Genomic DNA, 14,424 nt, shown 5'->3' with positions numbered 1-14,424 from the left:
CAGTTATAGATCAGTTGACTGACGCACCGCATTCGCGAGCAAGCCCGCTCCCACATTGGAGGGTGTTGAGCCTTACTCCTCGGTCGCTGCGGGCTGGATGGCAAGCTGGTCAGCCAGGCGCACGAACGCGGCCAGGTCCAGTTGCTCGGGGCGCAGGCTTCCATCAACGCCGGCAGCTTCGATCTCGGCATTGCTCAGCAGGGCCTTGAGGGTGTTACGCAAGGTCTTGCGGCGCTGGTTGAACGCTTCACGCACAACGCGTTCCAGCAGTTTGTGGTCCTTGGCCGGGTGGGGCAGTACGGCATGTGGCACCAGGCGCACGATGGCTGAATCAACCTTCGGCGGCGGGTTGAACGCGCCCGGGCCGACGTTGAACAGGTGCTCCACGCGGCAGTGATACTGGACCATGATCGACAAACGGCCCCAATCACCACCGCCAGGGCCTGCGGCCAAGCGTTCCACCACTTCCTTTTGCAGCATGAAGTGCATGTCGCGGATGATCCCGGCGTTGTTCAGCAGGTGGAAAATCAGCGGCGTGGAAATGTTGTATGGCAGGTTACCCACCACTCGCAGGGTGTTGGGCGCAGCGTTAAGGCTGTTGAAGTCGAACTTCAGCGCATCGCCCTGGTGCAGGTTGAAATTGGGCTTGTCGGCGAACTGCTGGTTGAGGATCGGGATCAGGTCCTTGTCCAGTTCCACCACGTCCAGTTGCCCGCCGCTGGCCAGCAGGCCCTGGGTCAGCGCGCCCTGGCCCGGGCCGATTTCCAGCAGGCGGTCTTCTGGCTTGGCATGGATGGAACGCAGGATGCGGTCGATCACGCCAGCGTCGTGCAGGAAGTTTTGCCCGAAGCGCTTGCGCGCCCGGTGTTGGTAATGCTCAGTCATATACGGGTCTCGGCCATCTGATAGGCGGTTTCCAGGGCTACGTGCAGGCTGCCGGTATCGATCTTGCCGCTGCCTGCGAGGTCCAGGGCAGTGCCATGGTCGACAGAGGTGCGGATGATCGGCAGGCCCAGTGTCACGTTGACTGCGGCGCCGAAGCCTTTGTACTTCAGCACGGGCAGCCCCTGGTCGTGGTACATCGCCAGCACTGCGTCGCAGTGCTCCAGATATTTGGGGGTAAACAGGGTGTCTGCAGGCAATGGGCCACGTAGGTCCATGCCTTCTTGGCGCAGGCGCTTTAATGTCGGTTCAATGATGTCGATTTCTTCATGACCCAAGTGGCCGCCTTCACCGGCGTGGGGGTTAAGCCCACAAACCAGGATACGCGGTTGGGCAATGCCGAATTTGTGTTGCAGGTCGCTGTGCAGGATGCGCGTGACACGCTCCACACGCTCGGCAGTGATGGCATCGGCGATTTCACGCAACGGCAAATGGGTGGTCACCAGCGCCACACGCAGGCCGCGGGTGGCGAGCATCATCACCACTTGAGCGGTATGGGTCAGTTCCGCGAGGAATTCGGTATGGCCGGAAAAGGCGATGCCGGATTCGTTGATCACGCCCTTGTGCACCGGTGCGGTGATCATGCCGGCAAAGTCGCCGTCGATGCAGCCTTGGCCTGCACGGGTCAACGTCTCCAGCACAAATGCCGCGTTGGCCGTGTTCAACTGCCCGGTAACCACCTTGGCCTGCAGCGGGGTGTCCCACACATACAGGCTACCGGCGGGGGCCGGCAGGTCGGGCCAGTTGCCTGGCGCCACGTCCAGCAGGTTGACGGCCACACCCAGTTGCGCGGCCCGCTCAAGGAGCAGGTCGCGGCTGGTAATGGCAATCAGAGGGTGTGGCTGGGGTTGCGAGGCAAGCAGCAGGCACAGGTCTGGACCAATGCCGGCCGGCTCGCCGGGTGTCACCGCGAAACGCTGGGGTTTCACTGGGTTGCCTGGTCGGTGCCTGTTTGCTCGGCGCCTGGCAGCTTGTTCTCTACGTAGGCTTCGTCGCGGATCTGACGCAGCCAGGTTTGCAGCTCTTCGTCGTATTTGCGGTTACGCAGTACGCTCAGGGCTTGCTGCTCGCGGGCCTGGGTGGTGTTGTCCGTGGCGCGACGGCCAAGGACTTCCAGGACATGCCAGCCGTACTGAGTCTTGAAGGGCTTGGACAATACGCCTTGTGGTGTCTCGGCCATAACTTGCTGGAACTCAGGCACCAGGGCTTTCGGGTCGATCCAGTTCAGATCGCCGCCGTTAAGGGCAGAGCCTGGGTCTTCCGAGAAGCTTTTAGCCAGGGTGGCGAAGTCTTCACCGCTTTCAATGCGGTCGTAGATCTTCTGGGCCAGTTCCTTGGTTTGTGCCTCGGTGCGGATTTCGCTCGGTTTGACCAGGATGTGACGAACGTGTACCTCGTCTTTCAACGAAGTTTCGCCGCCGCGACGTTCCAGCAGCTTCAGGATGATGAAGCCACCCGGGGTGCGGGCTGGCTGGGTGATGCCGCCGACTTCCATGGCGCTCAATTCGCGATCAAACGGAGGTGGCAATTGAGCGGCTTTACGCCAGCCCATGTCGCCGCCTTCGAGGGCGTTGTCGCTGCCGGACTGAGAAATAGCCATCTGGGCAAAGTCCGCACCCGCTTTCAGGCGCTCGTAGATCGCCTGGGTTTTAGCGGCGGCGGCATTGAGCTGCTCAGAGTTGGCTCCGTCCGGGGTAGGAATCAGGATATTAGCCAGGTGCAACTCTTCGGAAAGCTGCATCTTGCCCAGGTCCGAAGCCAGGAAGTTCTTCACTTCCTGCTCGGACACCTGAACCCGCTCGGCCACACGGCGCTGGCGCACACGGCTGATGATCATTTCGCGCTTGATCTGGTCACGGGCGTCCTCATAGGACAGACCATCGTGAGCCAGGGCGGCGCGGAACTGATCAATGCTCATATTGTTGCGCTGAGCGATGGTGCCGACGGCCTGGTTCAGTTCTTCGTCCGAAATACGGATGCCGGAACGGTCGCCAATCTGCAGTTGCAGGTTTTCGACGATCAGACGCTCCAGTACCTGGGGTTCCAGAACGCTGGTCGGCGGCACGCCACCGCCACGCTTGGCGATGGTTTGCTGAACTTCCTTGACCCGTTGGTCCAGCTGGCTCTGCATGATCACGTCGTTGTCGACGATGGCCGCTACTTTATCCAGCTGTTGAACCGCGGCGTGTGCCGAAACAGTACCCAGGAACAGCGCGCCCAGCACTAGCGGGCGCAAACACTCAGAAAGCTTTGTCTTCACGTTCACGATAACCTTCAATGCCTTTGTCGAGGAAGCTCTCTACCTTGGCGCCGGTCAGGCCGCCGAGTCCTTTAAGGACGATCTGGAAGAAGAGCCCGTGGTCACCCTTTTCGTTCTGAGGGGCGATCTGCGTGTATTCGTCGTTGGAAACCCAGTAACGGTTGATGACGCGCAGTTTCCAGCAGCAGTTGTCGTACTCGAAACCACCAAAGGCTTCCAGGGTACGGTTGCGGGCATAGTCATACTGCCAGCGGGTGATCAGGTTCCACTGGGGAATGATCGGCCACATCATCGAGAAGTCGTGTTGTTGGATTTTGTAGTAATCCTTCACGAAATCTTTGTCACCTTCCTGGCCAAAGTCGCCGCCAAACTGCCATTTGCCGGTCAGCTGGTTGTAGACAACTTGGTCGTTGCGATAGCGGTAGCCCAGGTTGACGACCTTGTTTGGGTTGTCTTCCGGCTGGTAGTGGAACATTGCGCTGCCGGAGCGAGGACTATGGGTCTCGGTATCCCAGTTGTAGTCGGCTGTGGCGCGCCAGTCGCGGTTGAAGCGGAACTCGTACTCCAGTGCAACAGGAGATACGTTCGAGTGCGCATCATCACGTGTCTTGGCATCTACGCCTGGCAATTGAACTTCGCGATCCTTGAAGTACATCGCTTGACCAATCGATGCACGCTGACGTTCGAAGCCATTTTCTTCGATCCAACGGCTGGTAAGCCCAAAGGACAGCTTGTTCTCGTCACCGATACGGTCAGAACCACTGAAGCGGTTATCCCGGAACAGCGAGGAGTAGCTGAAAGAGTTTTCGCTGGTGTCGAAGACTGGGATCTCGGTTTGATCTCTATTCGGTACGTAGAGGTAGAACGCACGAGGTTCGAGGGTCTGGTTGTAGTCTTTGCCGAACCAATTGGTTTTACGGTCGAAGTACAGGCCGCTGTCGATGCTGGCGATAGGTACAGAGCGATCTTGCGAGCTGTCAAAGGTCTGGCCGACAGGTAATTGCGACTTGCCTTTACCATCAAGATCCAAATCATATTTGGTATAGACGTACTTCAACTTCGGCGTGATAAAGCCGTAGCTCCAGTTCATCGGGTAAGAGACAGCTGGAGCAACGTTCAGACGGGTACCGTTTGCACGGGTCAAACCTGTTACGTTGTCATCCAGACGCTTTTCACCGAGAAGGCCTGTTACAGGATCGAACGGGCCGCCATCTTTGTCGAGCACTCTGCCGCTACGCAGGTCACGATCAAACCTGACTGCTTCGGTCTCATAAGAGAAGTTCAGCCCCGCCGGTTGAAACGGGAGCGTACCGTTAAAGGTAATCTGCGGTAGTCGATCATATGGAGTGATCTGGGAAATCGTCGCCAACTGGTACGACTGTAAGTTCACGGCAGCCTGGTAGCTGTCGCCACGGTAGCTCACGGTACCCTGTTGGTTCAGGAAGTCCTGGCTCTGAACGCCTTCCTGGTAGGACTTCAAATCCTGGAAATAGAACGGATCACTGATCTTGGTGTAATCAACCAAGGTCGTCAGACGCGAATCTAACCCACCCTTATGCTGCCAATTGAGCATATAGCGGGTTTTTTCGTAATCGGTCTGTTTCTTCCGCTCGTCATTGTCGTCGTTGAGATACGCCCCACCAAATTGCCCTTCACTCGACTTGGTCAGATAGCGGAACTCGCCCTCCATCAACATGCCGCGCTTGGTCATGTACTGCGGGTACAACGTGGCATCGTAGTTCGGCGCCAGGTTGAAGTAGTACGGTGTTACCAGCGTAAAGCCAGTTTCCCCACCGGTGCTGAAGCTCGGCGGCAGGAAGCCGGATTGACGACGGTCGTCGATCGGGAAGTAGATATACGGGGTGTACAGGATCGGGATGTTCTTGACCCGCAACGTCGCGTTGGTCGCCGTACCGAAACCGGTGGCCGGGTTCAACGTGATGTTGTTGCCCTTGAGCTGCCAGGCGTTGCTGTCCGGCTCGCAGGTGGTGTACGTACCGTCCTTGAGACGGATAATCGCGTTCTCGGCACGCTTGGCGTAGAGGGCGTTACCGCGAATGCGCGACTTGTGCATCACGTATTCGGCGTTGTCGATCTGGGCGGCGCCGGTGTCGAGCTGAACCTGGGCATGGTCGCCCACGATCAGCGCGCCGTTGTCGCGCAGTCGCACTTTGCCGTTCAGCTCGCCACGGTTCTCGGCCTGGTACAGGCTGGCTTCGTCCGCTTCCAGCTGCATGCTGCCCTGGCGCATGACCACGTCACCAGCCAGGGTCGCGACCTGCTGCTCCTGCTCGTAACGAGAGGCCTTGGCGCCGATGAAGGTCGGTGCATCGCTCTTGTTCGTCTTGTCGTTCATGCCAGGACGAGTCGGCTCGATGTACGCGCCGCCGCAGTAAGGGCCGGTTTCGGCCAACTGTGCTGCGGTCAGCTTGTCGCGAGGTACCCAGTCCAGGTGGCTGTAGTCGGCACTGCGCGAACGCAGGCCACGGCCTTTGGCTTCGGTGACCAGCATGGTCTTGGGTTCGGCGTCGACGCTGCCGCCAGCTTTGCCTTGCGGCGTGCTGTTGGCCGAGCTGACGGCAGCACCGTCATGCACCGGGCGCGGTGGCAATGGGGCGGCGGCCGTCTTCGGCGCGCAATCCCAGGCACCCGAAGCAGAGACTGAGCAGTCATACTGTTCCGCGGCGACCACGAATGAGGTGGCGAAAGGTTGCAAGGCCAGCAGACTGCCGGTTACCAGCAACGGAAATTTTCTACGAAACGCGGGGGATTTCAATGCCATCTTATTAGTCCGGGCTTCCTGCGTGCCATCTGCCCGCGGTTTGGGCCGCACGCCTCTCGATGGTCTGAAAAAGATGCGTGATAATAAAGCATGCCCCGCTTGACGGCTAGCGCCGTCGGAGACCCTTGTAATGCCCGAGCAAGATCTACGTTTACAACAGCTGGAAGTCTGGCTGGATGAGCAGTTGCCGATTCTTTTCAACGCTCAGGACTGGGGCCCCGTGCCCCCGGCCACATTGACCGCGGCCAGCAGCGACGCGAGTTTCAGGCGTTACTTCCGATGGGAGGGCGGTGCCCATACGTTCGTCGTCATGGACGCGCCACCCCCCCAGGAAAACTGCAAACCTTTCGTCGATATCGCGCATTTGCTCGCGAAATCGGGAATAAATGTGCCAAAAATTTATGCAGAAGATCTGCCTCGTGGCTTTCTTTTGCTCAATGACCTGGGCAGAAAAACCTATCTGGACGTGATTGACGGTGAAAATGCCGATCAATTATTTGCCGATGCCATCGACGCGCTGCTGGCTTTCCAGCAATTGCCGATGGATGCACCACTGCCCAGCTATGACGTGGCCTTATTGCGTCGCGAGCTCGAACTGTTCCCGGAATGGTACGTGCGTCGTCACCTGGGCATCGACCTCGACCCTGAGCAACAAGCCCTCTGGCAACGTGCCAGCCAGCAGTTGATCGACAGCGCCCTGGCCCAGCCCAAGGTGCTGGTGCACCGCGACTACATGCCGCGCAACCTGATGATCAGTGAGCCGAGCCCTGGCGTGCTGGATTTCCAGGACGCGGTCTACGGCCCGGTGACCTATGACATAACCTGCCTGTTCAAGGACGCCTTCCTCAGTTGGCCCCAGGCCCGCGTGCGTGAATGGCAGCGCGGCTATTGGCAGCGCGCCGGGCAGCTGGGGATTCCCGTACAGGACGACTTTGAAGAGTTCCTGCGTGCCAGCGACCTGATGGGCGTGCAGCGTCACCTCAAGGTTATCGGCATTTTTTCGCGTATCTGCCACCGCGACGGCAAGCCACGCTACCTGGCCGACGTGCCGCGTTTCTTTGCTTATATAGAAGCGGTGCTGGCCGACCGGCCTGAGTTGAGCGATCTGGGCGAATTGCTCGCCAGCCTGCGCCAGCCCGCCGAGGCCATCGTATGAAGGCGATGATCCTGGCGGCGGGGAAGGGCGAGCGCATGCGTCCGCTCACCCTGCACACGCCCAAGCCGCTGGTACAGGCGGGCGGCAAACGATTGATCGAATACCATCTTGAAGCGCTGGCAAAGGCCGGGTTTACCGAGATCGTGATCAACCACGCCTGGCTCGGCGAGCAGATCGAAAGCTACCTGGGCGATGGCGCCCAGTTCGGCTTGCGTATCCGCTATTCGGCCGAAGGCGAGCCGCTGGAAACCGGTGGTGGGATTTTCCAGGCGCTGCCATTGCTGGGGGATGAGCCCTTTGTGGTGGTCAATGGTGATATCTGGACCGATTATGACTTCAGCCAATTGCGGCAGCCGCTCCAGGGCTTGGCCCACTTGGTGATGGTCGATAATCCGGCGCATCACCCCTCCGGCGGTGACTTCTATCTAGATCAGGGGCGGCTTCATGATGCCGCGCCCGGTGCCGATAACCTGACCTTCAGTGGCATTTCAGTGCTCGACCCTAAATTGTTCGCGGGTTGCAGCGCCGGTGCCTTCAAGTTGGCCCCGCTGTTGCGCGAGGCCATGGCCAAAGGTTTGGTAACGGGGGAGCATATGGCAGGACGCTGGGTGGATGTGGGGACGCTGGAGCGACTGGCGCAGGTCGAAACCTTGCTGACAGCGGGGCAGTAGGATGTTGTGGCCAGGGACGCTGATCGGCGCCGGGGTTGGCTTTGCCATTGCCAGTATTCCGGGGGCTTTGTTGGGGGCATTGCTGGGGCAGGCGCTGGACCGCCGTTTGCAACTGCACAGCTGGGCGCAGTTACGTGAACGCTTGGGTGGGCGCCCGGCCTTGCGCAACGACGAACTATTGTTTGTGCTGCTGGGACGCCTGGCCAAGAGTAATGGCCGGGTTGTCGATGGGCATATCCAGCAAGCGCGCCAGGAAATGCGCGCACTGGATATGAGTGAGCCGGCCCAGCGCCGCGCGATCAGCGCCTTCAACCGGGGTAAATCCGGCAGCGACCGGGTACGCAGTTACCTGCGGGTGCTCAAGACGCAGCCCCATGCGGCGGAAGGCGTACTGCGCGCCTGTTGGCGCATGGCGTGGGCGGACGGTCGGGCGGATGCTGCCGAGCGCGACCTGATCGACCAGTGGGGCAGGTGGCTGGGCTGGACGCCGCAGCAGCTGCAGGCATTGGCGACCGATTACGCGCCGGAGCGCAAGCCCGTGGCCAATCGTGGCGGTGCCTATCAGGAGGCGTTGCGTATCCTGGGGGTGACGGCAACCACTGAGCCTTCGGTGATCAAGCGCGCCTACCGCCGACTGCTCAGCCGTCACCATCCGGACAAGATCGCCGGCACGGGTGCCAGCCCCGCGCAAGTGCGGGAGGCGACCGAACGAACCCGTGAGTTGCATAACGCCTATGCGCTGATTCGCGAGCGGCGCGATTTTCGTTGAGACTATCGCCACTCAACTCCATCTGGGAGGGGCAAGCCCTAATTGTAGGCGCGAGCTTGCTCGCGAAAAACTCCCAGGCGCCGCGTTTATTCAGGAAGCACGCATTATCGTTGACGTTTTTCGCGAGCGAGCTCGCTCCTACAGAAAGCGATGTTGCCCCCGATAGCGGAGTGTCAGTCAGCGCTGCCCTGCGGGCTCAACCACCCGCGGACCCTGCGGTACAACTGCTCCTGCTGCGCCGCGCTATTGCCGGGCAACGCTGTGAGCGATACCTGCTTATAGCCGTCATTCTTCGAGCGCTTGGCCGCCTGGAGTCGCTCCAGGGCGTTTTTGCGATCCTGAGCGCCCTCTTGATAGAACACATCCGCCGTGGGCACCTTCAAGTCCGGCGCCAGTTGCTGCAGGTCCGGTTGGCGAGCTACGGGCGTCTTGCCGGCCACCATCACCAGCCTCTGCACCTGGGAGGGTTGTTTCTCACTCAGGTAGCGTGCCGCCCACCAGGCCCCGGTGCCATGGCCGAGCAACACCACGCTGCGGGCGCTTTGGGTCTGGGCGAAGGCGACGGCGGCGTCGATGCGGTCGAAGATGCGCTTGGCGTCGGTCTTGTCCTGTTCATCCGCCCCCGGCACCACCGCCGGGTCCGTGCCTTCGGCCTCGGCACTGGCGGCCTGTTCGACCGGCTTGGCAGCGGTGCTGCCTTCCTTGCTGCTGGTATCGACCGCCGCTTTAGGCGGCTCGATGAGCCGTGGCGGCAGGGTGTCCACACTGACGTCAGGCAACGATAGGCTGAGGGTGGCCCAGGCGGCGTCCGGTAACTTGCGCCGCAGAGGCGCGATGGCCTGCGGCCAGTCCGCGTTCTCCCCAGCACTTGGTATGAGGATCACCACACCTTCGGCTTCGGCGCTGTTGGCAGGTTTCCACAGCGCCAGGAACGAATCGCTACCGGCCTGCAATTGCTGTTGTTCCTGCTGCGGCACCTGCCGTTCGAGCGCGCTGGCTTCTTGCTGGCTACGCTCGGGCAAGGGCTGGCGTTCAGCCGTTTTTTCGACGGCAGGCGAGGGTGCATCCTCGGCCTGAACAGGCAAGACGCTGGTAAACAGGAGTGACAGGCACAGTGCTGGCAGTGCCGAACGGTGAATAAAAAGCATCGTTGATTCCCGGCCAGAAGTGATTCCAGCAGCCTAATGGGTTGGTCGGTATTTGTCAGGGGGATGAGGCGCGGTTCTCGTTACCAACAGGCTATCGGCGGTTTGTTAGCTGCCTTGATGGGCGCGGCGCGACCATTCAACCAATGAATGGCAGACAACACGCCAGGGGCGGCTATTCTTGTGCCAGCCCATCATTCATAAGAGGCCGCGCACATGAGTACTTCCTCATTCAAGATTGCCCACAAACTGCTGACCGGCGCAGGTGCCATCGAACAACTGGCTGCCGAACTCACGCGCCTGGATGTGGATAACCCGCTGATCGTCACCGACGCCGCGCTGGTCCAGTCGGGCACCGTGGCGCTGGCCCTGGAGCATCTGGGGGATCGAGCCTACGAAATCTTCGACCGCGTGCTGCCCGATCCGGAAATTGCCATCGTCGAGGACTGCATGCGTGCGTACCGCGAAGGCGGGCATGACGGCCTGATCGGTGTGGGCGGCGGCAGTGCCATCGACATCGCCAAGAGCGTGGCGGCCTACGCCGGTTATCACGGCGCGCTGGCGGACCTGTTCGGCGTCGATCAGGTGCCGCGCAAAGGCCCGCCGTTGATCGCCATCCCCACCACGGCCGGCACCGGCTCGGAGGTGACCAACGTGGCGATCCTGTCCGACAAGGCCGCACAGCTGAAAAAAGGCATTGTCAGTGATTACTTGCTGCCGGACGTTGCGCTGATCAGCCCGCAAATGACCTTGACCTGCCCACGGGGTGTCACGGCCGCCAGTGGTGTGGACGCCTTGGTGCACGCCATCGAGTCCTACCTGTCGCTGAATGCCTCGCCGATTACCGACGCCCTGGCTATCGGTGCGATCAAATTGATTGCCAGCGCGTTGCCCAAGGCTTATGCCAACCCGGCGAACCTGCAGGCCCGTGACGACATGGCCACCGCCAGCCTGATGGCCGGCATGGCCTTTGGCAACGCGGGCGTCGGAGCCGTGCATGCGCTGGCGTACCCGTTGGGTGGTCGCTTCAACATCGCCCATGGCGTAAGCAACGCGCTGTTGTTGCCGTATGTGATGCACTGGAACAAGTTGGCCTGCGTCGAGCGCATGCAGGACATTGCCCAGGCCATGGGCGTCAATATCGCCGGGCTGAGTGTGAATGACGCTGCCGACCAGGCTGTAGCGGCGATGACGCGGCTGTGTGCGGCGGTGGAGATCCCCTCGGGCCTGCGCAGTTTCGGCGTGCCCGAGGACGCCATCCCGGCCATGGCCAGCGAAGCCGCAGGCATTGAGCGCTTAATGCGTAACAACCCGCGCAAGCTCAGCGCCGCCGATATCGAAAAAATCTACCGGGCAGCTTACTAACCGTTGAGATAGGTCACGGTGCGCGCAGCAAAGCATGAGGTATACAATGCGCGCCATCGTGATTTAGCTCAAAAAAGGTGCGTCATGCAGCCCTTCGTCATTGCTCCATCGATTCTCTCTGCCGACTTCGCCCGCCTGGGTGAGGAAGTGGACAAGGTGTTGGCCGCCGGTGCCGACTTCGTGCACTTCGATGTCATGGACAACCACTACGTGCCCAACCTGACCATCGGCCCGATGGTGTGCGCCGCGCTGCGCAAGTACGGCATCACCGCACCGATTGATGCGCACCTGATGGTCAGCCCGGTGGACCGTATCGTCGGTGACTTCATCGAGGCGGGTGCGACTTACATCACCTTCCACCCGGAAGCTACGTTGCACGTTGACCGCACCTTGCAACTGATCCGCGAAGGCGGCTGCAAGGCGGGTTTGGTATTCAACCCGGCTACTCCGCTGAGCGTGCTTGAGTACGTGATGGACAAGGTCGATATGGTCTTGCTGATGAGCGTCAACCCAGGCTTCGGCGGGCAGAAGTTCATCCCTGGCACCTTGAACAAGCTGCGTGAGGCCCGTGCACTGATCGATGCGTCGGGGCGTGACATTCGCCTGGAGATCGACGGCGGGGTCAACGTCAACAATATTCGTGAGATCGCCGCAGCGGGTGCCGATACCTTCGTGGCCGGCTCGGCGATTTTCAACTCCCCGGACTACCAGGCCGTCATCGACAAGATGCGTGCCGAACTGGCGCTGGCGCGTCCATGAGCGGTTTTGAGCAGTTGTTCCCCGGCAAATTGCCACGGCTGGTGATGTTCGATCTGGACGGTACCTTGATCGACTCGGTGCCTGACCTGGCGGCCGCGGTGGACCAGATGCTGCTCAAGCTGGGGCGCAAGCCGGCAGGCATCGAGTCGGTGCGCGAGTGGGTCGGCAATGGCGCGCCGATGTTGGTGCGCCGGGCCCTGGCCAACGACATCGATGCCACGGGCGTGGATGAGGTAGAGGCAGAACATGCCTTGGAGCTGTTCAATGCCGCTTATGAAAGCAGCCATGAACTGACCGTGGTTTACCCCGGCGTGCGCGACACCCTCAAGTGGTTGAGCAAGCAGGGCGTGGAAATGGCGCTGATCACCAACAAGCCGGAGCGCTTCGTTGCGCCGTTGTTGGACCAGATGAAAATCGGTCGCTATTTCCGCTGGATTATCGGCGGCGATACCTTGCCGCAGAAAAAACCCGACCCAGCGGCACTGTTCTTCGTGATGAAGATGGCCAATATCCCGGCGTCTCAGTCGCTGTTTGTCGGCGATTCGCGCAGTGATGTGCTGGCTGCCAAAGCGGCGGGCGTGCAGTGCGTGGCCTTGAGTTATGGTTACAACCACGGCCGGCCGATTGCGGAGGAGTCCCCCGCACTGGTCATTGATGACCTGCGACTGCTAATCCCCGGTTGCTTGGGCGCGGGCGCTGAGATAACGTTGCCCGACATCGATTCGTCCCCTTCTGGAAACTTCATCGTGGTGGTCACTCGCAAACTCTGGATGAAAGTCATCAAGGCCCTGGCCCGCTGGCGTTGGCGCGCCTGACTGATCCTGGCCGCGTTTGCGGCACGTTTGCCTACCTGACTGTTTGACCCTCACACCACGAGGCACCTCATGACCCGCGAAGAATTCCTGCGTTTGGCCGCTGCCGGCTACAACCGTATCCCCATGGCTTGCGAAACCCTGGCCGACTTCGATACGCCGCTGTCGATCTACCTGAAGCTGGCCGATGAGCCCAACTCTTACCTGCTCGAGTCGGTACAAGGCGGCGAGAAGTGGGGCCGTTACTCGATCATTGGCCTGCCATGCCGCACGGTGCTGCGGGTGCACGACCATCATGTGAGCATCACCCATGACGGCGTGGAGATCGAAAGCCATGACGTAGAAGACCCGCTGGCCTTTGTCGAAACCTTCAAGGCGCGCTACAACGTGCCGACCATTGCTGGCCTGCCGCGCTTCAACGGTGGCCTGGTGGGGTATTTTGGCTACGACTGCGTGCGCTATGTGGAAAAGCGCCTGGGCAAATGCCCGAACCCAGACCCGTTGGGGGTGCCGGATATTTTGCTAATGGTGTCCGACGCAGTGGTAGTGTTCGACAACCTCGCCGGTAAGATGCATGCGATTGTCCTCGCCGACCCTGCCCAGGGTGATGCATTCGAACAAGGCCAGGCCAACCTGGAAGCGCTGCTGGAAAAACTCCGCCAGCCGATCACCCCGCGTCGCGGCCTGGACCTCAGCCGCCCACCGGCAGCCGACCCGGTGTTCCGCTCAAGCTTTACCCAGGATGACTACGAGCGCGCCGTCGATACCATCAAGGAATACATCCTCGCCGGTGACTGCATGCAAGTGGTGCCGTCGCAACGCATGTCCATCGACTTCAAGGCAGCGCCGATTGACCTGTACCGCGCACTGCGTTGCTTCAACCCGACGCCGTATATGTACTTCTTCAACTTTGGCGACTTCCACGTCGTGGGCAGTTCGCCGGAAGTGCTGGTGCGGGTTGAAGACAACCTGATCACCGTGCGCCCGATTGCCGGCACGCGCCCCCGTGGCGCGACCGAAGAAGCCGACGTGGCGCTGGAAGAAGACCTGCTCAGCGACGAAAAGGAAATCGCCGAACACCTGATGCTGATCGACCTGGGGCGCAACGACACCGGGCGTGTTTCGGAAATCGGCTCGGTGAAACTGACTGAGAAGATGGTCATCGAGCGGTATTCCAATGTGATGCATATCGTATCCAACGTCACCGGCGAACTGAAAACCGGGCTGACGGCGATGGACGCACTGCGAGCGATTTTGCCGGCGGGCACATTGTCGGGGGCGCCGAAGATCCGTGCGATGGAAATCATCGACGAACTGGAGCCGGTCAAGCGCGGTGTCTATGGCGGCGCCGTCGGGTATTTCGCCTGGAACGGCAATATGGACACCGCCATTGCGATCCGCACGGCGGTGATCAAGGACGGCGAACTGCATGTGCAGGCCGGCGGCGGGATTGTGGCGGACTCGGTGCCGGCCCTTGAGTGGGAAGAAACCCTGAACAAGCGTCGGGCGATGTTCCGTGCCGTGGCATTGGCAGAGCAAACTCCACAAGACTAAAGCTGGAATAAAAAATGTGGGAGCGGGCTTGCCCCAATGCCAGTCAGTTAAGGCTTTTGTAGGAGCGAGCTTGCTCGCGAAAAACTCATAGGCGCCGCGTTCATTCAGGAAGCACGCGTTATCGTTGTGGTTTTTCGCGAGCAAGCTCGCTCCTACAGAGGGCGATGTACGCTTAACTGACTGGCATTAGGGCTTGTCCGCGATGGCGG

12 protein-coding genes are annotated in these 14,424 nt (G+C 60.5%); 7 read left to right on the top strand and 5 right to left on the bottom strand.

Annotation, left to right across the window (positions count from 1 at the left end; translation table 11 throughout):
* Positions 1-72: 72 nt before the first annotated feature.
* Genes rsmA through ODQ19_RS15335 form a run of 4 tightly spaced genes read right to left on the bottom strand, consistent with a single transcriptional unit; the run spans position 73 to position 5,984 of the window.
* Positions 73-885 (bottom strand): 16S rRNA (adenine(1518)-N(6)/adenine(1519)-N(6))-dimethyltransferase RsmA, encoded by an 813-nt coding sequence (gene rsmA, locus ODQ19_RS15350; protein WP_330210536.1) that lies wholly within the window; start codon positions 883-885, stop codon positions 73-75.
* Complete coding sequence (gene pdxA, locus ODQ19_RS15345; protein ID WP_330210535.1) at positions 882-1,871, bottom strand: 4-hydroxythreonine-4-phosphate dehydrogenase PdxA; 990 nt, start codon at positions 1,869-1,871, stop codon at positions 882-884. Before pdxA ends, rsmA begins: the two co-directional genes overlap by 4 nt.
* Positions 1,868-3,202: a peptidylprolyl isomerase gene (locus ODQ19_RS15340; protein ID WP_330210630.1), complete on the bottom strand. Its 1,335-nt coding sequence runs from the start codon at positions 3,200-3,202 to the stop codon at positions 1,868-1,870. The genes pdxA and ODQ19_RS15340 overlap by 4 nt, the downstream gene beginning before the upstream one ends.
* Positions 3,183-5,984, bottom strand: a complete 2,802-nt coding sequence (locus tag ODQ19_RS15335) for an LPS-assembly protein LptD (protein ID WP_330210534.1) — start codon at positions 5,982-5,984, stop codon at positions 3,183-3,185. Before ODQ19_RS15335 ends, ODQ19_RS15340 begins: the two co-directional genes overlap by 20 nt.
* Positions 5,985-6,114: 130 nt before the next feature.
* Here ODQ19_RS15335 and ODQ19_RS15330 point away from each other — a divergent pair, with 130 nt between their 5' ends.
* Genes ODQ19_RS15330 through ODQ19_RS15320 form a run of 3 tightly spaced genes read left to right on the top strand, consistent with a single transcriptional unit; the run spans position 6,115 to position 8,580 of the window.
* Positions 6,115-7,140: an aminoglycoside phosphotransferase family protein gene (locus ODQ19_RS15330; RefSeq protein WP_116667972.1), complete on the top strand. Its 1,026-nt coding sequence runs from the start codon at positions 6,115-6,117 to the stop codon at positions 7,138-7,140.
* Positions 7,137-7,811, top strand: a complete 675-nt coding sequence (gene murU / locus ODQ19_RS15325) for an N-acetylmuramate alpha-1-phosphate uridylyltransferase MurU (RefSeq protein ID WP_330210533.1) — start codon at positions 7,137-7,139, stop codon at positions 7,809-7,811. Before ODQ19_RS15330 ends, murU begins: the two co-directional genes overlap by 4 nt.
* Before the next feature lies 1 nt (position 7,812).
* Positions 7,813-8,580: a TerB family tellurite resistance protein gene (locus ODQ19_RS15320; protein WP_330210532.1), complete on the top strand. Its 768-nt coding sequence runs from the start codon at positions 7,813-7,815 to the stop codon at positions 8,578-8,580.
* Positions 8,581-8,753: 173 nt separating this feature from the next.
* Here ODQ19_RS15320 and ODQ19_RS15315 read toward each other — a convergent pair whose 3' ends face one another.
* Positions 8,754-9,728: an alpha/beta hydrolase family protein gene (locus tag ODQ19_RS15315; protein WP_330210531.1), complete on the bottom strand. Its 975-nt coding sequence runs from the start codon at positions 9,726-9,728 to the stop codon at positions 8,754-8,756.
* A 213-nt stretch (positions 9,729-9,941) separates the two neighbouring features.
* Here ODQ19_RS15315 and ODQ19_RS15310 point away from each other — a divergent pair, with 213 nt between their 5' ends.
* The 4 genes from ODQ19_RS15310 (at position 9,942) to trpE (ending at position 14,215) form a co-directional block, all read left to right on the top strand.
* Positions 9,942-11,090 carry an iron-containing alcohol dehydrogenase gene (locus ODQ19_RS15310; RefSeq protein WP_003194705.1) on the top strand — a complete coding sequence of 383 codons (1,149 nt, stop codon included), beginning with the start codon at positions 9,942-9,944 and terminating at the stop codon, positions 11,088-11,090.
* 84 nt (positions 11,091-11,174) lie between these two features.
* Entirely contained in the window at positions 11,175-11,849 is a 675-nt protein-coding gene (gene rpe / locus ODQ19_RS15305) for a ribulose-phosphate 3-epimerase (RefSeq protein ID WP_330210530.1), read from the top strand.
* Positions 11,846-12,664 (top strand): phosphoglycolate phosphatase, encoded by an 819-nt coding sequence (locus ODQ19_RS15300; protein WP_330210529.1) that lies wholly within the window; start codon positions 11,846-11,848, stop codon positions 12,662-12,664. The genes rpe and ODQ19_RS15300 overlap by 4 nt, the downstream gene beginning before the upstream one ends.
* Before the next feature lie 69 nt (positions 12,665-12,733).
* Positions 12,734-14,215, top strand: a complete 1,482-nt coding sequence (trpE, locus tag ODQ19_RS15295) for an anthranilate synthase component I (protein WP_116667979.1) — start codon at positions 12,734-12,736, stop codon at positions 14,213-14,215.
* Positions 14,216-14,424: the final 209 nt, after the last annotated feature.

The organism is Pseudomonas sp. AM4(2022), from assembly GCF_036346515.1.
GTDB lineage: Bacteria > Pseudomonadota > Gammaproteobacteria > Pseudomonadales > Pseudomonadaceae > Aquipseudomonas > Aquipseudomonas paracarnis.
This window is presented reverse-complemented; position numbering and strand designations above follow the sequence as displayed.